Source organism: Streptomyces tailanensis, from assembly GCF_008386495.1.
Taxonomy (GTDB): domain Bacteria; phylum Actinomycetota; class Actinomycetes; order Streptomycetales; family Streptomycetaceae; genus Streptomyces; species Streptomyces tailanensis.
The window spans coordinates 32,972-54,806 of record NZ_VTHJ01000066.1 but is presented as its reverse complement, the minus strand read 5'-3'; the positions used below and the strand labels follow the sequence as shown (position 1 = coordinate 54,806).

Annotated in this window: 17 protein-coding genes; 9 read left to right on the top strand and 8 right to left on the bottom strand. The window is 70.3% G+C overall.

Annotated elements, in window-relative coordinates:
- Positions 1 to 146: 146 nt before the first annotated feature.
- Genes F3T56_RS37670 through F3T56_RS37650 form a run of 5 tightly spaced genes read right to left on the bottom strand, consistent with a single transcriptional unit; the run spans position 147 to position 5,766 of the window.
- Positions 147 to 1,457: a DUF58 domain-containing protein gene (locus F3T56_RS37670; protein WP_149829980.1), complete on the bottom strand. Its 1,311-nt coding sequence runs from the start codon at positions 1,455 to 1,457 to the stop codon at positions 147 to 149.
- Positions 1,457 to 2,446, bottom strand: coding sequence for an AAA family ATPase (locus F3T56_RS37665; RefSeq protein ID WP_149829979.1), 990 nt, complete (start codon positions 2,444 to 2,446; stop codon positions 1,457 to 1,459). The genes F3T56_RS37670 and F3T56_RS37665 overlap by 1 nt, the downstream gene beginning before the upstream one ends.
- The gene (locus tag F3T56_RS37660) at positions 2,446 to 3,639 is read right to left on the bottom strand and encodes a DUF4350 domain-containing protein (protein WP_149829978.1); all 1,194 of its coding nucleotides are present in this window, start codon (positions 3,637 to 3,639) and stop codon (positions 2,446 to 2,448) included. The genes F3T56_RS37665 and F3T56_RS37660 overlap by 1 nt, the downstream gene beginning before the upstream one ends.
- A complete protein-coding gene (locus tag F3T56_RS37655; RefSeq protein ID WP_149829977.1) occupies positions 3,636 to 4,367 on the bottom strand; it encodes a DUF4129 domain-containing protein in 732 nt (243 codons plus the stop codon). Before F3T56_RS37655 ends, F3T56_RS37660 begins: the two co-directional genes overlap by 4 nt.
- A 4-nt stretch (positions 4,368 to 4,371) precedes the next feature.
- Positions 4,372 to 5,766, bottom strand: coding sequence for a DUF7847 domain-containing protein (locus F3T56_RS37650; RefSeq protein ID WP_149829976.1), 1,395 nt, complete (start codon positions 5,764 to 5,766; stop codon positions 4,372 to 4,374).
- A 140-nt stretch (positions 5,767 to 5,906) separates the two neighbouring features.
- On the opposite strand from F3T56_RS37650, the gene mtnA reads away from it, so the two are divergent.
- The 7 genes from mtnA to F3T56_RS37610 all read left to right on the top strand — a co-directional run bounded on the left by mtnA (position 5,907) and on the right by F3T56_RS37610 (position 14,873).
- The gene (gene mtnA, locus F3T56_RS37645) at positions 5,907 to 7,052 is read left to right on the top strand and encodes an S-methyl-5-thioribose-1-phosphate isomerase (RefSeq protein WP_149829975.1); all 1,146 of its coding nucleotides are present in this window, start codon (positions 5,907 to 5,909) and stop codon (positions 7,050 to 7,052) included.
- 8 nt (positions 7,053 to 7,060) lie between these two features.
- On the top strand, positions 7,061 to 7,750 hold the full coding sequence (gene mtrA, locus F3T56_RS37640; RefSeq protein WP_189786864.1) for a two-component system response regulator MtrA: 690 nt from the start codon (positions 7,061 to 7,063) through the stop codon (positions 7,748 to 7,750).
- Position 7,751: 1 nt separating this feature from the next.
- Positions 7,752 to 9,827: an MtrAB system histidine kinase MtrB gene (gene mtrB, locus F3T56_RS37635; protein ID WP_149829974.1), complete on the top strand. Its 2,076-nt coding sequence runs from the start codon at positions 7,752 to 7,754 to the stop codon at positions 9,825 to 9,827.
- Complete coding sequence (locus tag F3T56_RS37630; protein ID WP_425473716.1) at positions 9,817 to 11,664, top strand: LpqB family beta-propeller domain-containing protein; 1,848 nt, start codon at positions 9,817 to 9,819, stop codon at positions 11,662 to 11,664. Before mtrB ends, F3T56_RS37630 begins: the two co-directional genes overlap by 11 nt.
- A gap of 262 nt (positions 11,665 to 11,926) precedes the next feature.
- Positions 11,927 to 12,913, top strand: coding sequence for a ComF family protein (locus F3T56_RS37625; protein WP_149829972.1), 987 nt, complete (start codon positions 11,927 to 11,929; stop codon positions 12,911 to 12,913).
- Positions 12,914 to 13,228: 315 nt separating this feature from the next.
- Positions 13,229 to 13,921: a ribosome hibernation-promoting factor, HPF/YfiA family gene (gene hpf, locus F3T56_RS37615; RefSeq protein ID WP_373313560.1), complete on the top strand. Its 693-nt coding sequence runs from the start codon at positions 13,229 to 13,231 to the stop codon at positions 13,919 to 13,921.
- A gap of 205 nt (positions 13,922 to 14,126) precedes the next feature.
- The gene (locus F3T56_RS37610) at positions 14,127 to 14,873 is read left to right on the top strand and encodes a response regulator (protein ID WP_149829969.1); all 747 of its coding nucleotides are present in this window, start codon (positions 14,127 to 14,129) and stop codon (positions 14,871 to 14,873) included.
- Positions 14,874 to 14,899: 26 nt separating this feature from the next.
- Here the strand turns inward: F3T56_RS37610 and F3T56_RS37605 are convergent, their stop codons facing one another.
- On the bottom strand, positions 14,900 to 16,087 hold the full coding sequence (locus tag F3T56_RS37605; RefSeq protein WP_149829968.1) for a winged helix-turn-helix domain-containing protein: 1,188 nt from the start codon (positions 16,085 to 16,087) through the stop codon (positions 14,900 to 14,902).
- Between the two features lie 351 nt (positions 16,088 to 16,438).
- The gene (locus F3T56_RS37600) at positions 16,439 to 17,008 is read right to left on the bottom strand and encodes a GNAT family N-acetyltransferase (protein ID WP_149829967.1); all 570 of its coding nucleotides are present in this window, start codon (positions 17,006 to 17,008) and stop codon (positions 16,439 to 16,441) included.
- 298 nt (positions 17,009 to 17,306) lie between these two features.
- Here F3T56_RS37600 and secA point away from each other — a divergent pair, with 298 nt between their 5' ends.
- Positions 17,307 to 20,156 carry a preprotein translocase subunit SecA gene (secA, locus tag F3T56_RS37595; RefSeq protein ID WP_149829966.1) on the top strand — a complete coding sequence of 950 codons (2,850 nt, stop codon included), beginning with the start codon at positions 17,307 to 17,309 and terminating at the stop codon, positions 20,154 to 20,156.
- 106 nt (positions 20,157 to 20,262) lie between these two features.
- On the opposite strand, the gene F3T56_RS37590 is transcribed toward secA, so the two are convergent.
- Positions 20,263 to 20,844, bottom strand: coding sequence for an Rv3235 family protein (locus tag F3T56_RS37590; protein ID WP_149829964.1), 582 nt, complete (start codon positions 20,842 to 20,844; stop codon positions 20,263 to 20,265).
- A gap of 376 nt (positions 20,845 to 21,220) precedes the next feature.
- Between F3T56_RS37590 and F3T56_RS37585 the strand changes: the two genes are divergently transcribed.
- Positions 21,221 to 21,739: a DUF6912 family protein gene (locus tag F3T56_RS37585; protein WP_149829962.1), complete on the top strand. Its 519-nt coding sequence runs from the start codon at positions 21,221 to 21,223 to the stop codon at positions 21,737 to 21,739.
- Positions 21,740 to 21,835 lie beyond the last annotated feature (96 nt).

The window sequence follows — 21,835 nt, the reverse complement described above, 5'->3', positions numbered from 1 at the left end:
GTACTGCAGGGGGGACCCTGTGGGAGAGTAGGACACCGCCGAACAAATAGTGCGAAAGGCCCACACCATAAATGGTGTGGGCCTTTTTGCGTTTGGCTTTAGAGGTCTCCCTTTTAAAGGGTTACACCCCCGCCGAACCAGAGGGACTAGAGGCGTCCTGCTGCCTTCAGAGCCAGATAGGCGTCAGCCAAGGCCGGTGCCAAGTCGTCCGGAGTCGCGTCGACGACCGTGACGCCGTGGCGGCGGAGTTGTTCGGCGGTCCGGTGGCGGTCTGTCTGGGCTTGGGCCGCTGCTGCGGCGTCGTAGACGGCCTCTGTGCTGCCTCGGGAGGTTGCCATGCGGGCGATGTGCGGGTCGGCGACGGAGGCCACCAGGACCGTATGGCGTTGTGTGAGGCGGGACAGGACGGGGAGGAGGCCCTGTTCGACGGGGGCTGCGTCGAGGCTGGTGAGGAGGACGATCAGGGTGCGGCGGGAGGCCGTACGAAGTGCGGTGGCTGTGAGGCCTCGGGCGTCCGTTTCGATGAGTTCCGGTTCGAGGGTGGCCATCGCGTTGACCAGGGACGGGAGAACGTCGCCGGCGGAGCGGCCCTGGACGAGGGCTCGGACGCGGCGGTCGTAGGCCAGGAGGTCCACGCGGTCGCCGGCGCGGGAGGCGAGGGCGGCCAGGAGGAGGGCCGCGTCCATGGAGGCGTCGAGGCGGGGGGCGTCGCCGACGCGGCCGGCGGAGGTTCGGCCCGTGTCCAGAACCAGGAGGATGTGGCGGTCGCGTTCGGGGCGCCAGGTGCGTACAGCGACCGATGACTGGCGGGCTGTGGCGCGCCAGTCGATGGAGCGGGTGTCGTCGCCGGGAATGTACTCGCGGAGACTGTCGAACTCCGTGCCCTCGCCCCGGGTCAGGACGCTGGTGCGGCCGTCGAGTTCGCGCAGGCGGGCCAGTTTGGATGGCAGGTGCTTGCGGCTGGTGAACGGGGGGAGGACCCGTACGGTCCAGGGGACTTTGTGGCTGCCCTGACGGGCGAAGAGGCCGAGGGGGCCGTACGAGCGGATCGTGACCTTGTCGGCCTGGCGGTCTCCTCGGCGGGTGGGGCGCAGGCGGGTGGTGACGCGTCGGCGTTCGCCCGGGGGGACCGTGAGGTGGTGGCGGGAGGCGGTGACCTCGCCGCCGGGCAGCCAACTGCTGGGGGGCCAGGCGTCGCGGAGGCGGGCGCGCAGGGGGCGGTTGGAGGGGTTGATGACGGTGAGGGTGACGTCCGCGGTTTCGCCCAGGCGTGTGGAGGTGTCGCCGGAGCGCGTGAGGCGCAGACGGCGCACGGGGGCGGCCAGGGCGTAGTCGCAGGCGCACGCCAGTGCCAGGGGGGCGTTCACGGCGAGGACGCCCGTCCAGCTGGGTTCCCAGATGCCGACGGGGAGGGAGCCGAGGGCCGCGAGTAGTGCGGCGCGTCCGGTGGGAGCCATCAGCGGGGAACGGGGACGTGGGTGAGGATCGCGTTGATGACCGCGTCGGCCGTCACGCCTTCCATCTCGGCTTCCGGGCGGAGCTGGACGCGGTGGCGGAGGGTCGGGAGCGCGAGTGCCTTGACGTCGTCCGGGATGACATAGTCGCGGCCCGTCAGCCAGGCCCAGGCGCGGGAGGCCGCGAGGAGGGCGGTGGCGCCTCGAGGGGAGACACCGAGGGTGAGGGACGGGGATTCGCGGGTGGCGCGGCAGATGTCCACCACGTAGGCGGTGATCTCGGGGGAGATCGTGGTCTTGGCGACGGCGGCGCGGGCGGCTTCGAGGTCGGCGGCGTTCGCGACGGGGCGTACGCCGGCAGCGCGTAGGTCGCGTGGGTTGAAGCCCTCGGCGTGCCGGGTGAGGACGTCGATCTCGTCCTGGCGGGAGGGGAGGGGGACCGTCAGTTTGAGGAGGAAACGGTCCAGCTGGGCCTCGGGAAGCGGGTAGGTGCCCTCGTACTCGACCGGGTTCTGGGTCGCGGCGACCAGGAACGGGTCGGGGAGGGAGCGGGGGGTGCCGTCGACCGTGACCTGGCGTTCCTCCATCGCTTCGAGGAGAGACGACTGGGTCTTCGGGGGCGTGCGGTTGATCTCGTCGGCGAGGAGGAGGTTCGTGAAGACCGGGCCGGGCTGGAAGGAGAACTCTGCGGTGCGGGTGTCGTAGACGAGGGAGCCCGTGACGTCGCTCGGCATGAGGTCCGGGGTGAACTGGACGCGCTTGGTGTCGAGTTCGAGTGCGGCTGCGAGGGCGCGGACGAGCAGCGTCTTGGCGACCCCGGGGACTCCTTCGAGCAGGACGTGCCCGCGGCAGAGGAGGGCGACTACGAGGCCGGTCACGGCGGGGTCCTGGCCGACCACGGCTTTGGCGATCTCGGCGCGCAGGGCTTCCAGGGAGGCTCGGGCGGCGCCCGGATCTCCTGTGGTCCCGGCGTTGTCAGTGGTCGGGTCCATCATGAACGGCGTACCTCTCTTTCGAGGGCGTCGAGTTGGTCGGTGAGGGTGATGAGGGCCGTGTCGTCGCCGGGCGGCGGGCCGAAGAGGAGGGCGTGCAGGGACTGTCCGTTGCCGTGGAGGTGGCTGGACAGGGCGGGGAGCAGGGCCTCGGGCGAGTGCGCCCGGGAGACGGGGACACCTACGAGGGGGGCGAGGCGCGTGCGGGTGGTGGAGCGAAGAGCGGTGGCCGCGCGGTCGCGGGCGTTCGCCTTGCGGTAGAGGCGGGCGCGGCCTTCGACGGTCTCGGAGGCGCGGATCGCGACGGGGAGTTTCTCGGCAACCAGGGGGCCGAGTCGGCGTGCCCGCCAGAGGGCGGCCAGGGCTGCTGCGATGAAGAGCTGCAGGGTGCCCCAGAGCCAGCCGGAGGGGAGCAGGTCGAAGAAGCTGCGGGGCTCTGTGTCAGTTGTCGAGTCGTCGGCGAGTGAGGGGAGGTACCAGACCAGATGGGGGCGCGAGCCGAGGAGTTGGAGGGCGAGGGAGGCGTTGCCCTCGTCGTCGAGGCGGTCGTTGTGGAGGATGTCGGGGGCGCCGAGTACGACGGTGTCGCCGCCTCCTTCGGCGGCCGGGACGCGGACCAGGGTGGGCAGTCCTTCGCTGGGGTAGCAGGTGTCGGCGGTGCGGGCGGTGACCTGGTAGCGGAAGCCGCCGGTGTCGGCGGTGCCCGCGCGGCGGGCGGCGGGCAGGTCGCAGCGGGGCGCGAGCGTGGAGTCGAAGCTCGGGGCGGGGTCGGAGCTTATGCCGGGGGCGAGGGTGCTTACCGACGGGGAGCCGGGGGCGACGAGGACAGTGCGGCCGCCGGAGGTCTCGGTCGTCGCGCGGAGGCGGCTCTGCTGGGAGTCGGTCAGCAGGTCCGGGACGGCGACCAGGACCGTGGTGTCGGGGCCGGCCGCGGCGCTCGCCTCGTCGAGGGTGGTGACCAGGCGGGTGGACACGCCCTGGTCGTCGAGGAGTTCGGCGACGGCACGGCTGCCGTTGGGGTCGGCGGAGCGCGGGTCGAGGCGGCCGTGCTCGGCGCCGGAGCGGATCACGGCGATCACGACGGCGGCCGCCAGGAGGATGACCGCCCCGATGACGACACCGCGCGCGCGGGTCCACACCTGACGGGCGGTGGGCGAGGCCGAGGTGGACGGGAGCGTGGCCTCGGTGGTCATTCGGCGGCCCCCTGGCGGGTGCTGTGGGGTGTGCTCGTCGCGATCTGGGAGCGGCTGCTGCCGACAAGGGCGGGTTTGGCGCGCTCCAGGTCGTCGTCGAGGGCGGCGAGGCGGCGGTACGTTCCTTCGGCTGCGGATCGGCCGCCGTATGTGACGTCGTCGAAGTCCCGGGCGGCGGCACGCAGTCGGTCCGCGTGGGCGGGGAGCACGCCGCCTGCCTCGGAGGCCGCCTCGTCGGCGGTGCGGCCTGGGCGTACGTCGAGCAGGGCGCGCTCCTCCAGAGATCGGACGATGGCACGCATGCGTTCCTGGACGGCCTGGTTCCAGTGGCCCTGGGCGGCCTGTGCCTCGGCGGCGGCGCGGTGTTCGGCGGCGCTGCGGGGGCGGTCGTCGAAGAGTGTGGCGGACGAGGTGGGCGTGCGGCGCGGGGTGCCGAGGCGCCACCACAGGGCACCGATGAGTGCCAGGACGAACAGGACGATGACGGCGAGGCCGAGCGCACCGCCCGGGGTGGCGGCGGAGGCGGCGCCGAACAGCTTGTCGAGCCACTCCCAGAAGGCGTCCATGGCGCGCTCGTACCAACTGGGGTCGTTCTCGTGGTACATCCCCTTGGACAGCTCACGCTCTGCCGCCTCCCGCGCGGGGTCGCGCGGGAGAGTGACCGGCGGCTCGTCCGCCGAGCGCCACGAGGCGGGTACGGCGGTCGGCACTCCCCCCGAGAGTCTCACCGCATCAGCTCCCCAGGGTCGTGCCGCGGGCGTCGGAGCCGTAGTCCTGGATGCCGGCGGCGCGGGCCAGTTCGAGGTCGAGGGCCTCGCGACGGATGCGCTGGTCGACGTAGAGGAGCACCGTGACACCGGCGCTGATCGGGAAGGTGAGCGTGGCTCCGATCACCGCGCCGATGCCGCTGATGACGAGGTACGTCCAGCCCAGGGTCGTGCTGCCGGCGAGGAAGGTGGAGACGCCGTCTCCGTCCACGAGGGCGCCGGCGACGGAGAAGGGGATCACGACGATCGACGCCACGACATTGGCGATGATCATGGCGAGCAGCTGGATGCCGAACACCCGCCACCAGGAGCCCCGCACCAGCTTGACGGAGCGGTTCATCGACTTGAAGACGCCCTGCTTCTCCAGCATCAGTGCGGGCGAGGCGAGCGAGAAGCGGGTCAGCAGCCACAGGGCCACGACGAACGTGCCGAGTCCGCCGATGACGGCGAGCAGCGCGCCCGCGCCGCCACCGCCCCCGGCGACGACCAGGACGCCGGGCAGGATGCCCACGGCGATGAGCATGCTGCCGATCAGGGGCAGCAGCAGGGTCAGGCCGAACAGCCTCAACAGCTGCGGATGGGCATCACGCCAGGCCTCGGCGGTGGTGACCGACTTGCCGAGGACGGCACGGCTGGTCACGGTCGTCAGCAGGGCTGTCGCGACGATCGTGCCCAGCAGGGAGATCAGCACGACCGCGATGGTGCTCAGCAGTGTCTCGCCCAGAGCTTCGGTCAGCTCGCCGGGCGTGGCGGTCGGGTCGTTGAGGACGTCCGAGTTCGCCATGTCGTTGAGGACGAGGCCCTGGAGCAGGATGACGGCGATCTGGGTGACGACCGCGACGGTCAGGGAGATGCCGAGGACGGTGCGCCAGTGCGTGCGCATGGTGGAGACCGCGCCGTCGAGGATCTCGCCGACGCCGAGCGGGCGCAGCGGGATCACACCGGGCTTGGCCGCGGGCGGGGGACCGCCCCAACCGCCGCCGCCCCAGCCGGGGGCGCCGTAGCCGGGAGGGCCGCCGGGAGCTCCGTAGCCGCCAGGGGCGCCGTAACCGCCGGGGCCCGGGTACGGGCCGCCACCGGGGTGTGGTGGTTGGCCTGGGTGGCCGCCCCAGCCCGGGCCGGGTGGGGGTGGCGGGGCCTGACCGGGGCCCTGAGGGCTCGGATTGCCCCACTGGGCGGGCGGGGGCTGCTCCTTGGACCACTGGGACGACGGCTGCGACTGGTCGGCGCCGCTGTGGTCCGACGGCTGCGGCTGGTCCGTGCCACCCTGGTCAGCAGGCTGCGCGGCACCCCGCTGGTCCGGCTTCTCGCCGTCCGAGGGGGCCGATCCGGGCGAGGCCCAGCCCGGAGTGTCCTTCATCGTCGCTCCTTCACGGTGCTCGTCCGCGGTCGCGGCGGCAGGTTGGCGCCCATCGTGCCACGCGGTGTCCGAGAAGTGACCGGGGGCCGTAGGAGCTGCGCACCTTCAATTGTCCGCCGGATAGGGGGCAGACTGACCGCATGGCTGATCAGTACGCGCAAACCGGCGACGACATCCGGCCGACCGAGATACCCGCGATCCGCTGGGACGAGCCACCCGAAGGCCCCGTCCTGGTCCTCATCGACCAGACGAGGCTGCCGGCCGAGGAGGTCGAGCGGGTGTGCACGGACGCGCCCGCGCTCGTGGAGGCGATCCGTTCGCTCGCCGTGCGCGGGGCACCCCTGCTGGGCATCGCGGGGGCGTACGGGATCGCGCTCGCCGCCGCACGAGGCTTCGACGTGGAGGAGGCCGCCGACGCACTCGCGGGCGCCCGCCCCACCGCGGTGAACCTCGCCGTGGGCGTGCGCCGGGCACACGCCGCCTACCGGGCCGAACTCGGCCGCGAAGGCGACCAGAAACAGGCCGCCGAGGCCGCCCTCGCCGCCGCGCGGGCACTGCACCGGGAGGACGCCCAAGCCAGCGAACGCATGGCCGCGCACGGGCTGGCGCTGCTCGACGAGCTGCTCCCGGCCGGTGGGCACCGGGTGCTCACCCACTGCAACACCGGGTCGCTGGTCTCGGGCGGTGAGGGCACGGCGTTCGCGGTGGCCCTCGCGGCGCACCGCGCGGGCCGGCTGCGCAGGCTGTGGGTGGACGAGACGCGGCCACTGCTGCAGGGCGCCCGGCTCACCGCCTATGAGGCGGCGCGCAGCGGAATGGCGTACACCTTGCTCACGGACAACGCCGCGGGCTCACTGTTCGCGGCCGGAGAAGTGGACGCGGTAGTGGTGGGGGCCGACCGGATCGCCGCCGACGGTTCGGTGGCGAACAAGGTGGGCACGTACCCGCTCGCCGTCCTGGCCCGGTACCACCACGTGCCGTTCATCGTGGTGGCGCCGGTGACGACGGTGGATCCGGACACCCCCGACGGGGCGTCCATCGAAGTGGAGCAACGAGCAGGTCATGAGGTGACCGAGATCACCGCACCCCAGGTGCCGGTGGCGGGAGCAGAGGCGGGAGGCGGTATACCGGTGGCGCCCCTGGGGACACAGGCGTACAACCCGGCGTTCGACGTGACGCCGTCCGAGTTGGTGACGGCGATCGTCACCGAGGAAGGGGCCGTGTCGCCCGTGACGGCCGATGCGCTTGCGGAGCTGTGTGACAGGTCACGCCAGGTAACGATTTAGTTAATGGGATGATGGCATTCATGAAGGGACGAGTCCTTGTCGTCGACGACGACACCGCACTGGCCGAGATGCTCGGCATTGTGCTGCGTGGTGAAGGTTTTGAGCCGTCTTTCGTAGCCGACGGCGACAAGGCGCTGGCCGCGTTCCGTGAGGCCAAACCCGATCTTGTGCTGCTCGATCTGATGCTGCCGGGCCGGGACGGTATCGAGGTGTGCCGCCTGATCAGGGCGGAGTCCGGGGTACCGATCGTGATGCTCACGGCGAAGAGCGACACCGTGGATGTGGTGGTCGGCCTCGAGTCGGGCGCGGACGACTACATCGTCAAGCCGTTCAAGCCGAAGGAGCTCGTGGCCCGGATCCGGGCGCGTCTGCGGAGGTCGGAGGAGCCGGCTCCCGAGCAGCTCGCCATAGGCGACCTGGTCATCGACGTGGCCGGGCACTCCGTGAAGCGGGACGGGCAGTCGATCGCTTTGACGCCGCTGGAGTTCGACCTGCTGGTCGCGCTGGCGCGCAAGCCATGGCAGGTGTTCACCCGTGAGGTCCTGCTGGAGCAGGTCTGGGGGTACCGCCACGCGGCGGACACCCGTCTGGTGAACGTTCATGTGCAGCGGCTGCGCTCCAAGGTCGAGAAAGACCCCGAGCGGCCGGAGATCGTGGTGACCGTACGTGGCGTCGGATACAAGGCAGGACCCAGCTGACATGTCCGGGGACAGTGCCGCTTCGGCGCCCGGCCAGCCGGGGACCCGCGCGGAGCGGCCTGTCGGCCGGAAGACGCCGGGTTCCCGCTGGGGGCGTTTCCTCGAGGGCGGGCTGCTGCAGGGCGGAGTCCAGGGCAGCCCGGTCCTGAGGCTGTTCATGCGCTGGGTGCGCCGTCCGCTGCTGCCCGTGATGCGGCTGTGGCGGCGCAACATCCAGCTCAGGATCGTCGTCACCACCCTGCTGATGTCGCTCAGCGTCGTCCTGCTGCTGGGCTTCGTCGTCATCGGCCAGGTCCGCAACGGACTGCTCGACGCCAAGGTCAAAGCCTCCCAGAGCCAGGCCACCGGCGGATTCACTGTCGCCGAACAGCGGGCCGACAGCGCGGCGAGCGCGGGCGGCAACGAGGGCGGCGAACTCAACGGCGACCCCGTGCAGAACGTCGTCGAGTGGATGACCAACCTCGTGGCATCCCTCTCCAGCGGCGGCCAGGGCGCCTTCGACGTCGTCACGCTCAGCCCCGCCTCCGCGGACGGCGACACCGGCGGCCTCGGACCACGCGTCTCCGGAGGCGTGAAATGGGACCTCAGCGTGCCCGTGGAACTGCGCGAACGCATCGACGACGGCACCGGCCCCGTCCAGAGCTACACCCGGATCCACTACGACAACGGCCAGGAATCCCAGCCGGGCCTGATCATCGGCAAACAGGTCAGCGACCCCAACAGCAACCCCTACCAGCTCTACTACCTCTTCCCGCTCACCCAGGAGGAGAAGTCCCTCAGCCTCGTGAAGGGCACCCTCGCGACGGCCGGGCTGTTCGTGGTCGTACTCCTCGGCGCCATCGCCTGGCTCGTCGTACGGCAGGTCGTCACACCCGTACGGATGGCGGCCGGGATCGCCGAGCGGCTGTCCGCCGGGCGCCTGCAGGAACGTATGAAGGTCAGCGGCGAGGACGACATCGCACGGCTCGGCGAGGCCTTCAACAAGATGGCCCAGAACCTGCAGCTGAAGATCCAGCAGCTGGAGGACCTGTCGCGGATGCAGCGCCGGTTCGTCTCCGATGTGTCGCACGAGCTGCGTACGCCGTTGACAACCGTGCGCATGGCGGCGGACGTCATCCATGACGCGCGCGTGGACTTCGATCCGGTGACCGCACGCTCGGCGGAACTGCTCGCCGATCAGCTGGACCGGTTCGAGTCGTTGCTCGCGGACCTGCTGGAGATCAGCCGGTTCGACGCGGGTGCGGCGGCCCTGGAGGCCGAGCCGATAGACCTGCGCGACGTCGTACGGAAGGTCGTCACCGGGGCCGAGCCGCTCGCCGAGCGCAAGGGAACGCAGATACGGGTCCTGGGGGACCAGCAGCCCGTCGTCGCCGAGGCGGACGCCCGGCGTGTCGAGCGGGTGCTGCGGAACCTCGTGGTGAACGCGGTGGAGCACGGCGAGGGCAACGACGTCGTGGTCAAGCTGGCGGCGGCGGGGGGCGCGGTCGCGGTCGCGGTGCGCGACTACGGCGTAGGCCTCAAACCGGGCGAGGCGACGCGCGTGTTCAGCCGCTTCTGGCGGGCCGACCCGGCACGCGCGCGTACCACCGGCGGCACCGGACTCGGGCTGTCGATCGCCCTGGAGGACGCGAGGCTGCACGGTGGCTGGCTGCAGGCCTGGGGTGAGCCGGGCGGGGGTTCGCAGTTCCGGCTCACACTGCCGCGCACCGCGGACGAGCCGCTGCGCGGATCCCCGATACCCCTGGAACCGAAGGACTCCCGGCGTAATCGCGGAGACGGCGCCGGCCTGCCCTCCGGCGGCAGCGGCAAGCTCGCTACGGTCCCCGTTCAGGCCGGTGAGCACGGCGCCGCACGGACGGCCATAGGGCCCAGGCCGGGCGCCGGACACGTCCCCACGGCCGACCCGACGGCACTGCCCGGCAACGGCGCACGCGTCGTGCCCCGGCCCACGGCACCGCCACCTGCACAGCGGGCTGACGACGCGGGGGACACCGAGGAACGGCCGTCCGAGAATGAGAACGGCTCGGCACACTCGGAGCAACAGCACGAGCAGGGGGAGGCATTCCGTGGGCGCTGACCGTGAAAAGCGCGGCCGCGGACGTTCGGTCCGCGGCCGCGCGCGTCCGGTACGGACAACGGCGTACATCGGCCTGGGTGCCGTGCTCCTGGCCGGGTGCGCCTCGATGCCGGACAGCGGGGACATGCGGGACGTCCAGTCGACCCCGCGGCAGGACACACAGGTGCGGGTCTTCGCACTGCCACCCGGGGAGGACGCCCGGCCGCAGGAGATCGTGCAGGGCTTCCTGGAGGCCCTGACCAGCGACGACCGCAACTACGAGACAGCACGCAAGTACCTCACGGGCAACGCGCTGAAAACATGGGACCCGCAGGCGTCCACCATGGTCCTCGACGAGGCGCCCACCCCCTACACCCAGGTCACGGGGAGCCAGCCGGACGGCACCGAGTACCGATACGAGCTGACCGGCGACAAGGTCGCCCGGGTCGACGAGCAGCACGCGTACACACCCGTCGGCGGGGAGTACCGCAAGACCGTGCACCTCACGAAGGTGAAGGACACCCAGCAGTGGCGCATCGACGAGCTGCCGCAGGGCGTGGTCCTCGGCCGGTCGGACTTCGAGCGCAACTACAAGTCCATCAACAAGTACTACTTCACCTCTGCCGCACAGTCCGGTGAGCCCGGCACGGTCGCCGACCCGGTCTACGTGCGCAGCCAGGTCGACCCGGTGACCCAGGTCGTCCGTGACCTGCTGAAGGGCCCCACCCGCTGGCTGAACTGGGTCGCGAGGACGAGCTTCCCCTCGGGTACGGCGCTGAAGAAGGGCACCACGACCCTGACGCCCGACGACCAGAACAAGCTCGTCGTGCCGCTCAACGAGAAGGCCGACCGCGTCTCGGAGAGCAGGTGCGAGGAGATGGCCGCACAGCTCCTCTTCACCCTCCAGGACTACATGCCCACGGGCGTGGACGAGGTCGAACTGCAGGGGTCGACCGGAGCACAGCTGTGCGAACTCAGCGAGGGCCAGGCCGGCATCATCGCCTCGCACGGGTACGGCAAGAGCGCCGAGTACCAGTACTTCATCGACGGCGAGCACAAACTCGTACGCCTGCCCGAGAGGGATGCCGTGTCCACGCCGACGCCGGTGCCCGGCGGGCTCGGCGAGGGCGAGAAGCAGCTGAGGTCGGCCGCCGTGTCACGCGGCGAGGAGCGGGCCGCCGGGGTGTCGGCCGACGGCAGCGAACTGTACGTGGCGCCGCTGACGACGGGCGGGACGATCGGCGACCCGGTGCTGCGCAGCGCGGGCGCCACCGTGAAGGATCGGCTGACGACGCCGAGTTGGGACGGGCGGGGCGACCTGTGGGTGGCCGACCGTGACCCCAAGAACCCCCGGCTGCTGGTGCTGGCGGACGGCATGGGCGAACCGCTGGAGGTCAGGACACCCGGGCTCGACGGGCGCATCGAGGCGGTGCGCGTGGCCGCCGACGGGGTACGGGCCGCGCTGATCGTGGAGAAGGACGGCGAGCGGTCGCTGTTCATCGGCCGGATCGAGCGGGACGCCGACGCGGACGGCACCACCGTCTCCATCGTCGAACTCCGATCCGTGACACAGGATCTGGAGGACGTCTCCGCCATGTCCTGGGCCGGCGACAGCCGACTCGTGGTGGTCGGCCGCGAGCACGGTGGTGTGCAGCAGACCCGGTACGTCCAGGTCGACGGCTCCACCCTGTCCGGCCCGGCACCCTCCCCCCTCACCGGCGTGGAGGAGATCGCCGCCTCCGAGGACGAGAGCCAGCCCCTGGTCGCCCACTCGGCGGACGGGATCGTCCGCCTGTCTCCGGGCTCGCAGTGGCAGACGGTGGTCAAGGAGGGGACGGCGCCGGTTTATCCGGGGTGACGGTCTGGGGTTGTCCGGGGTGGCGGCCTTGGGTTGTCCGGGGTGGCGGCCTCGGGCGTTGGCGATTGGCAGTTCTGTCTCAGCGGGATGCCTCGCTTGTGGGGTGTTGGTGGGACTGAGCTGCCAATTGATGACGTGCGTGGCCTCGTTCGCTCGCGTGTCGCTCGTGCGGGTGACCGCCGAGTGCGGTTGCGATGAGTTGTCCACAGGTGGTTTTCCACAGGGGTGGCACGGCCCCGTCCGCATTGGCACAGTGGTCGGCATGCGGGGGTGGTGGCAGGACCTCACGGATCTGGTGCTGCCGGCCGAGTGCGGAGGCTGCGGCAGACCTCGCGCGGTGCTCTGCCCGGAGTGCCGCGCCGAGCTGACCGGGGCCCCGCCGGGCCGGGTGCGACCGGTGCCGGAGCCTTCGGGGCTGCCCGTGGTGTACGCGGCGGCTCCGTACGAGGACGCGGTACGGGCCACGCTGCTCGCGCACAAGGAACGGGGTGCGCTGGCGCTCGCCGAACCACTGGGTATGGCCTTGGCGGGGGCGGTGCGGGCGGGGCTGGACGAGACGTGGGGTGAGATGCGGTGGGGGAGGGGTGGGGGAGGGGGCGGGGCCCCCGAGGAAGAGCACGTACTGGAGGAAGAGCCCGTACTGCTCGTCCCCGTCCCCTCCGCCCGCCGCGCCATCCGAGCCCGTGGGCACGACCCTGCCCGGCGGATCGCGCTCGCGGCCGCCGGGGTGCTGAGGCGTGCCGGGGTGTCGGCCCGGGTAGCCGGGGTGCTGCGGCAGCGGCGTGCGGTGGCCGATCAGTCGGGGCTGGACTCCCGGCAGCGAGTGGACAATCTCGCGGGTGCTCTGGAGGTGGTGGCCGGGGGCGCTCGGCTGCTGGGCGGTGGTCGGGTCGTGCTCGTGGACGACCTGATGACGACGGGCGCCTCGCTCTCGGAGGCGGCGCGTGCGGTGCGGGCGGCACGGGCCGGGTGCGCGATTTCAGGGGCGTCGGCTGCGGGGCGAGCAGCAAGGGGGCCGGGCGCGCGGCCGGTCGCAGGGGATTCGGCCGTGAGGTCGGCCGTAACGCGGCCGGAGGCGAGGTCGTCGCCGAGGCCGGCGGTAAGGGCGTCGGGCGTGGGGCGAACAGCGGAAGAGGTGGTCCGGACGTTCGGGGTGAGGGGAATGGCCGGTGTGGAGGGTGCCCGGGACGGGATCTGTGCGGCCGTGGTGGCGGCGCCGCCGGATTCTTTCCGGATAAACCGGAACTGACAGTGAACTTGCATCGTTGCAGGTAATGAGAGGGCCTATTCACCTGAACGGAGGTACGTCTCGGTAGAGGGTGACGACATCCGTCCGGGCGAGATATGTTCGGTTGTACGGGAATGGCCCCAGCCGTTCACCACATATCCGAATGCCGTACTGCGGGTTTTCTGCAATCACCCGCTTCGGTGGGGTGGAGATCTTGTCCTCGGGGGAGGAGGAGGTGGAAGTCACCGAGTCCGCGGTTCCGGACCGAACCGGAACCTGGTGCACAAGGGAGATGCTCCGCCAGTGGAGCGGAGCGATCCGGGAACGGAGTTCTGCGTGGACATCGTCGTCAAGGGCCGCAAGACCGAGGTGCCCGAGCGGTTCCGCAAGCACGTGGCCGAGAAGCTGAAGCTGGAGAAGATCCAGAAGCTCGATGGCAAGGTGATCAGCCTCGACGTCGAGGTGTCCAAGGAGCCCAACCCCCGACAGGCCGACCGCAGTGACCGGGTGGAGATCACGCTCCACTCCCGCGGACCGGTGATCCGGGCGGAGGCAGCGGCGAGCGATCCCTATGCGGCGCTCGACCTGGCGGCGGACAAGCTCGAAGCCCGGCTGCGCAAGCAGCACGACAAGCGTTACACGCGCCGAGGCGCGCGCAGGCTCACGGCCGCGGAGGTCGCCGACCACGTTCCGGGCGTGGCGACCCTCAACGGCAACGGATACGTCGCCGACGAGGAGAAGTCGGAGGGCGTGCCCACCAAGAGGATCGGCTCGCTGGAAGTGAAGGGCGAAGGCCCCCTCATCGTCCGTGAGAAGACCCATGTCGCGTCCCCGATGACCCTCGACCAGGCTCTCTACGAGATGGAGCTGGTCGGGCACGACTTCTATCTGTTCGTCGACTCCGAGACCAAGGAACCGAGTGTCGTCTACCGGCGGCACGCCTACGACTACGGCGTCATCCACCTCAGCACGGACCCGATGGTCGCCCAGGCGCATGCGGACGCCGCGGGCGGCACGCTCGGCGGCTGACCGCGCCGGGTGACAGCTGAACCGGTGCCCCTGGAGCGCGCGTGCGCCCCCAGGGGCACCGGTGTGCGGCCCCTTGCGGCTCGCTCTGTCACCGCACTGTCGGCCGGGCATGAAATCATGGCCGAACCGGCCCCAACCGGCGGGCCGTTGCCTTGGGTTGGCGATGGCACAGGAACACAGGCCACGGCCTTCAGGGGGAGGAACGATGGCGGACAGCAGCTTCGGACCGATGCGTGACGAGGATGCCGGCGAAAGCTCCGTCGGCATGGGACCCGCGGGCTCCCCACGCAAGGAGCCCATCCGGGTCCTTGTCGTGGACGACCACGCGCTCTTCCGCCGTGGTCTGGAGATTGTGCTCGCCGCCGAGGAGGACATCCAGGTCGTCGGCGAGGCCGGTGACGGGGCGGAGGCGGTCGACAAGGCCGCGGACCTGCTGCCGGACATCGTGCTGATGGACGTACGGATGCCCAGGCGCGGCGGGATCGAGGCGTGCACCTCCATCAAGGAAGTCGCCCCCAGCGCGAAGATCATCATGCTGACGATCAGCGACGAGGAGGCCGACCTCTACGACGCGATCAAGGCCGGTGCGACCGGGTATCTCCTCAAGGAGATCTCCACGGACGAGGTGGCCACGGCCATTCGCGCGGTCGCCGACGGGCAGTCGCAGATCAGCCCCTCGATGGCGTCGAAACTGCTCACCGAGTTCAAGTCCATGATCCAGCGGACGGACGAGCGGCGGCTGGTGCCCGCGCCGCGGCTGACGGACCGGGAACTCGAAGTGCTCAAGCTCGTGGCGACGGGGATGAACAACCGGGACATCGCCAAGGAGCTGTTCATTTCCGAGAACACCGTGAAGAACCATGTGCGCAACATCCTGGAAAAGCTTCAGCTGCATTCCAGGATGGAGGCCGTGGTGTACGCGATGCGGGAGAAGATCCTCGAGATCCGCTGAGATCCGTCGAGACACGTTGAGAATCGCTAGGCGAGCGCTCTCAGGAGGGGTTCGCGCAGTTCGGGGGCCACGCGTTCCACGCGTACGTCGGTGCAGTCCACCCAGCTCGCTGCCTCCAGCAGGGCTTGGGCCACCGCGGGGATCGCTTTGGGACCGTCCAGAGTGATCTGCTTGGCGACCAGGGTCCGGCCGTCGCGGGCGGGGTCGACACGGCCGACCAGCCGGCCGCCGGCGAGGACCGGCATCGCGAAGTAGCCGTGGACACGCTTCTGTTTGGGGACGTAGGCCTCCAGGCGGTGGGTGAAGCCGAAGATCCGTTCCGTGCGGGCCCGTTCCCAGATCAGGGAGTCGAACGGGGAGAGGAGCGTCGTACGGTGGCGGCCGCGCGGGGCGGTTTCCAGGGCCGCCGGGTCGGCCCAGGCGGGTTTGCCCCAGCCCTGCACCGTCACCGGGATCAGGCCGGAGTCGGCGATCACCTCGTCGAACTGCTCGGCCTTGAGGCGGTGGTAGTCGGCGATGTCCGCGCGTGTGCCGACGCCCAGGGCCTCGCCGGCCTGGCGGATCAGGCGGCGCAGGCACTCCCTGTCGTCCAGTTCGTCGTGGAGCAGCGCGTTCGGGACGGCGCGCTCGGCCAGGTCGTACACCCGTTTCCAGCCACGGCGCTCCACGCAGACCACCTCGCCGTACATCAGGGCGCGTTCGACGGCGACCTTCTCGCCGGACCAGTCCCACCATTCGCTGGTGCGTTTCGCGCCGCCCAACTCCGTTGCGGTGAGGGGGCCCTCGGCGCGGAGTTGTTTGATGACGCGGTCGTAGGCGCCGTCGGGGAGTGGGTGGTTCCAGTGAGGGCGGGCGCGGTAGGAGCGGCGGCGGAAGGCGAAGTGGGGCCATTCCTCGATGGGGAGGATGCAGGCGGCGTGGGACCAGTACTCGAAGGCGTGGGGGCGTGCCGAAAGGGCGCCCGTGGGTGCGGTGGTCCAGTAGGCCTTGTCGACTGTGGTGCGGCCTATGGCGCCGAGGCGGGCGTACGGGATGAGTTCGTGGGAGCGGGCGAGGACCGAGATGGTGTCGAGTTGGACCGCGCCAAGGTGTCGGAGCACGCCGCGGACGCCGGACCTGCGGTCGGGGGCGCCGAGGAAGCCCTGTGCCCGGAGGGCGATTCGGCGGGCCTCGTCTGCGGTGAGTTCTGTGGTGGGGCGCGGGTCGGGTGTCATGGTGCGCAGCGTAGGGGAGGCCACTGACAGGCTGGGGTGAGCTGGGGATTCGGGGCTGGGTTCGGGGTCGGTCGTGCGGCGCCCGGCGCCGGGGCTGGGCGGGGGTTGGGTGCGCTGCTCGGCGCTACGAGGTGCCGCTGCGCCCACCCGTGCCGCCCCAGCGGCATGATCGCCCGCAGCTACGGCAGCTACGGCAGCTACGGCAGCTACGGCAGCTATGACAGGTCGACTTCCCAGTGCCGCTGCGTTGGCGGGCAGCCGCCCGCGCGGCACGATTGCCCGCAGCTATGGCGACGGGGGTGGGTAGTCGCCCCAGCGGCACGATTGCCCGCAGCTGGGAGCGGAAGCGTTCTATGACGGCGCCGGCAGATACGGCGCCGTAGAAGGCAGGCCCAGGTCGGACGGGAGCAAGGAGGCTATCCAGCAGTCGCGGCGGACTCCGTTGTTGTTGAGGGCGGAGCGGAGGGTGCCTTCCAGGGTGAAGCCGGTGTGTTCGGCTACCGCGCGGGAGGCGGTGTTGCCTACTTCGGCGCGCCATTCGAGGCGGTCGATGGCGAGGGCGGTGAAGGCCCAGCGGGCGGCGGCGAGGGTGGCCTCGGTGATGTAGCCGTTGCGGCGGTGTTCCTTGGCGGCCCAGAAGCCGATCTCGGCGGTGCCGAGGGAACGCATGGTGATGCCGAGCATGCCCGCCAGCTCCCCGGAGGGGAGGAAGACGCCGAAGGTGAACATGGAGGCGTTGGTCCAGCCCTCGGGAACCGCCTGCTCGACGAAACCCACGGCGTGCTCGCGCAGGTACGGTGAGGGGATCGTCGTCCAGCGCTGGATGTCCGGGTCCTGTGCGGCCGCGTACACCGTGTCGGTGTCGTGCGCGTCCACGGTGCGCAGGAGCAGGCGCTCGGTGGTCAGGGTGACGGGTTCCATCGGGCGATTCTGCTCGGCGTGGCGGAAGGGCGCCATCTCAATTGCGGCCGTCCTGTGGAGGGTCCCGGGTGGCGGGAGGCACGGGGCGTGCGGACAGGGGCACAATTCGTGCGTTTCGTGGGCGGAACGCGGCACCATCAGTGACGCCCGTCCGTTGTCCTGGTGGCTGTCGCTGACAGACCTCCCGGCACGGTGGGGTCCTCGCTTACGATGGCCGTTGCTCAAGCTGTGATTGAAAACTGCCAAGTGTCATTGAAACCGACCGTCCCAGGCCCGACCGGCAAGGAGACAAACCCCCGTGTCCGTCCTCTCGAAGATCATGCGTGCAGGCGAAGGCAAGATCCTGCGCAAGCTGCACCGCATCGCGGACCAGGTCAACTCCATCGAAGAGGACTTCGTCGACCTCTCCGACGCCGAGCTGCGCGCCCTCACCGATGAGTACAAGCAGCGGTACGCCGACGGTGAGAGCCTGGACGACCTGCTCCCCGAGGCGTTCGCCACCGTGCGCGAGGGCGCCAAGCGCGCGCTCGGCCAGCGTCACTACGACGTGCAGATCATGGGTGGCGCCGCCCTCCACCTCGGTTATGTGGCCGAGATGAAGACCGGTGAGGGCAAGACCCTCGTCGGCACGCTGCCCGCGTATCTGAACGCTCTGTCCGGTGAGGGCGTCCACCTGATCACGGTCAACGACTACCTGGCCGAGCGTGACTCCGAGATGATGGGTCGCGTCCACAAGTTCCTGGGTCTGAGCGTCGGCTGCATCCTCGCCAACATGACGCCGGCCCAGCGTCGCGAGCAGTACTCGTGCGACATCACGTACGGCACGAACAACGAGTTCGGTTTTGACTACCTGCGCGACAACATGGCGTGGTCCAAGGACGAGCTGGTCCAGCGCGGCCACAACTTCGCGATCGTCGACGAGGTCGACTCGATCCTCGTCGACGAGGCCCGTACGCCGCTGATCATCTCCGGTCCGGCCGACCAGGCCACCAAGTGGTACGGCGATTTCGCCAAGCTGGTCACGCGCCTGAAGAAGGGCGAGCCCGGTAACCCCCTGAAGGGCATCGAGGAGACCGGCGACTACGAGGTCGACGAGAAGAAGCGCACCGTCGCCATCCACGAGTCCGGCGTCTCCAAGGTCGAGGACTGGCTGGGCATCGACAACCTCTACGAGTCGGTGAACACCCCTCTGGTGGGCTACCTGAACAACGCCATCAAGGCCAAGGAGCTCTTCAAGAAGGACAAGGACTACGTCGTCATGGACGGCGAAGTCATGATCGTCGACGAGCACACCGGCCGTATCCTCGCCGGCCGCCGCTACAACGAGGGCATGCACCAGGCGATCGAGGCGAAGGAAGGGGTGGACATCAAGGACGAGAACCAGACGCTCGCCACGATCACCCTGCAGAACTTCTTCCGCCTCTACAAGCGCCACGACCACAACGGCAAGGAACGGCCCGGTCTCTGCGGCATGACTGGTACGGCGATGACCGAGGCCGCCGAGTTCCACCAGATCTACAAGCTCGGCGTCGTCCCGATCCCGACCAACCGCCCCATGGTCCGCAAGGACCAGTCGGACCTGATCTACCGCACCGAGGTCGCGAAGTTCGAGGCGGTCGTCGACGACATCGTCGAGAAGCACGAGAAGGGCCAGCCGATCCTCGTCGGTACGACGTCGGTCGAGAAGTCCGAGTACCTCTCGCAGCAGCTCTCCAAGCGTGGTGTCCAGCATGAGGTGCTCAACGCCAAGCAGCACGACCGTGAGGCGATCATCGTCGCCCAGGCCGGCCGCAAGGGCGCCGTCACGGTGGCCACGAACATGGCCGGCCGTGGTACGGACATCAAGCTCGGCGGCAACCCCGAGGACCTCGCCGAGGCGGAGCTGCGCCAGCGCGGCCTCGACCCCGAGGAGCACATCGAGGAGTGGGCCCAGGCCCTGCCCGAGGCCCTCGCGAAGGCCGAGGAGGCGGTCAAGGCCGAGAAGGACGAGGTCGAGTCCCTCGGCGGCCTCTACGTCCTGGGCACCGAGCGGCACGAGTCGCGTCGTATCGACAACCAGCTGCGCGGTCGTTCCGGTCGTCAGGGTGACCCTGGTGAGTCGCGGTTCTACCTGTCCCTCGGCGACGACCTGATGAGGCTCTTCAAGGCCCAGATGGTCGAGCGCGTGATGTCCATGGCCAACGTGCCGGACGACGTCCCGATCGAGAACAAGATGGTCACGCGCGCGATCGCCTCCGCCCAGTCGCAGGTCGAGCAGCAGAACTTCGAGACCCGGAAGAACGTCCTCAAGTACGACGAGGTCCTCAACCGGCAGCGCGAGGTCATCTACGGCGAGCGGCGCCGCGTCCTGGAGGGCGAGGACCTGCACGAGCAGATCCAGCACTTCATGGACGACACGATCGACGCGTACATCGGCGCCGAGACCGCAGAGGGCTTCGCCGAGGAGTGGGACCTGGACCGGCTGTGGGGCGCCTTCAAGCAGCTCTACCCGGTGAAGGTCACCGTCGACGAGCTGGAGGAGGCGGCCGGCGACCGGGCCGGGCTGACCGCCGAGTTCATCGCCGAGTCCATCAAGGACGACATCCACGAGCAGTACGAGGCGCGGGAGGCGCAGCTCGGCTCCGAGATCATGCGTGAGCTGGAGCGCCGGGTCGTCCTGTCGGTGCTGGACCGCAAGTGGCGTGAGCACCTCTACGAGATGGACTACCTCCAGGAGGGCATCGGCCTGCGCGCGATGGCCCAGAAGGACCCGCTGGTCGAGTACCAGCGTGAGGGCTTCGACATGTTCCAGGCCATGATGGAGGGCATCAAGGAGGAGTCCGTCGGCTATCTGTTCAACCTGGAGGTCCAGGTCGAGCAGCAGGTCGAGGAGGTCCCGGTCGAGGACACCAAGCCGTCCCTGGAGAAGGGCGAGGCGGTGCCGGCCCAGGCGGGTGCCTCCCGTCCGGAGATCCGCGCGAAGGGCCTGGAGGCCCCTCAGCGTCGCGACCGGCTGCACTTCTCCGCGCCGACCGTGGACGGCGAGGGCGGCATCGTCGAGGGCGACCTGCCCGACGATGAGCCGGTCCGCTCCGAGGCCGACGGCCTCACGCGCGCGGAGCGCCGCAAGCAGCAGGGCAAGGCGGGCGGGCGTCGCCGCAAGAAGTGAGGGTCGCGACGCTGCGGAGCGAGGTAGTGGCGTAGCGCCGCGGTGCGGCAGCGAGCCTCTGAAGGGCCGGGCATCTTTGGGTGCCCGGCCCTTCACGCGTTCGTGCTCAGTCGCCGTCCGCGTGTGGCAGCCTCGGGCCGCCCAGTTCCACGGCCGTGCAGCGCCAGCGGTGGTCGGGGCCGTGTTCCAGGCGGAAGGCCATGGCGCGGAGTCGGTCGCCCGCACCGATGCGGGCGAAGACCTCCAGGGCGCCCGGGGCGGCGACGTAGTAGCCGATGTCGCGTACGACCGGGTGGACGCCGTGGGTGGTGCGCAGGGGGCCGTGTTCGGCGAGCCGGGCCAGTTCGTCGTAGGCCCGGCCGGCGGTGTGGCGGAGCATGCTGTGCACGGGGCGCCGGCCGCTCAGTACGGCCAGGAGGAGGTCGGCGAAGTGGTCGGTGGGGCGGAGCTGGGGGACGGATCTGGTCGAGGTCGAGGTCGAGGTCGAGGTCGAGGTCGAGGTCGAGGTCGAGGTCGAGGTCGAGGTCGGGGTCTGGGGTTGGGGTCGGCCGGTTGTGGTTCGTGCGGTGGAGGGGCGGTCGTCTCCCGGAGTTGTGCGGGCGGGGGTGCGGCCGGGGCGGCGGGTGTCGTGGCGGACGGGAGGGCGGGTGCCGGTGCTGCGCTTCTTCCTGGTCATGACCTTGTTCATGGGGATCCCTGTTCGTCGGTGCAGGCGCTTGATACCTGTCGGTAACTTCGTGGTGGGGATCTTGTACGAGGCCGGAGGGGGCGTACGCAAGGAAGGGCGGCGTCCGGCGGAGGCCGCGAAATGTTCACCTATCAGGGTGATGTGGAGGGGGTTCGGGCCTGGTGGGGCAAGGGTGGGCCGGGTGAGGCGGTGGGCCTGGGGTGGACGGGTTCGGGGGGTCGGGTGGGACCTCGAAAGGGGACGCCCGCACGTATCCTGAAGCTCCTTCGAGACTCCTCGGAGACCTCGCGGAGACCCCTCGTCGAAGCCTCTCGTCCGAGCCTCTTCGTTGAGGCCTCTTCGGGGTTGGTGAACACGACTACGAAAGCGGCCTGCCATGCGCGTCTACGTCCCCCTGACCCTTCCCGGGCTCGCCGAGGCGTACAAGACGGGTGAGCTGGGGGACGGGCCGTTCATCGCGTACGCCGTCACGCCGGCCCTGCGGGAGTGGTACCTGTCCGACGACATCGAGGAGCTGGAGTACGCCGCGCTCAATCGGGCCGCGCTCGCCTCGTTGCGGTTGTTGGCGGGGGAGCCGGGGGGTGTGCGGCGCCGGGTTGTCGTGGCCGTGGATGTGGCTGACCGGGACGCGGTCGCCGATCCCGATCGGGGGCTCGATCCGGCCGCGCTCGGGGAGGTGCGGGTTGCCGGGCCGGTGCCGTTGGCCAAGGCGGCGGCCGTGCACGTCGACTCCGTGGAGGCGGAGGGTGAGGTGGGGGAGGCCGTGGACGCGTTGGGAGCGGCGGACCAGGGGGACGACGACGCCCAGTTCATCGTGGACGGGGCCGATGACCACGAGTTGCTGTGGTACGCGACGCAGGAGATCCCGAACCTCGTGGGTGGGCTGGGGGGCTGAGTTCCTGCCTGCCTGGTTGCGGGTTTGCCCCGGCGGCACGAGGGCCGCACGACTGGGTTCGGTTCCGTGTTCGGTGGGCGTACTCATGGTCACGGT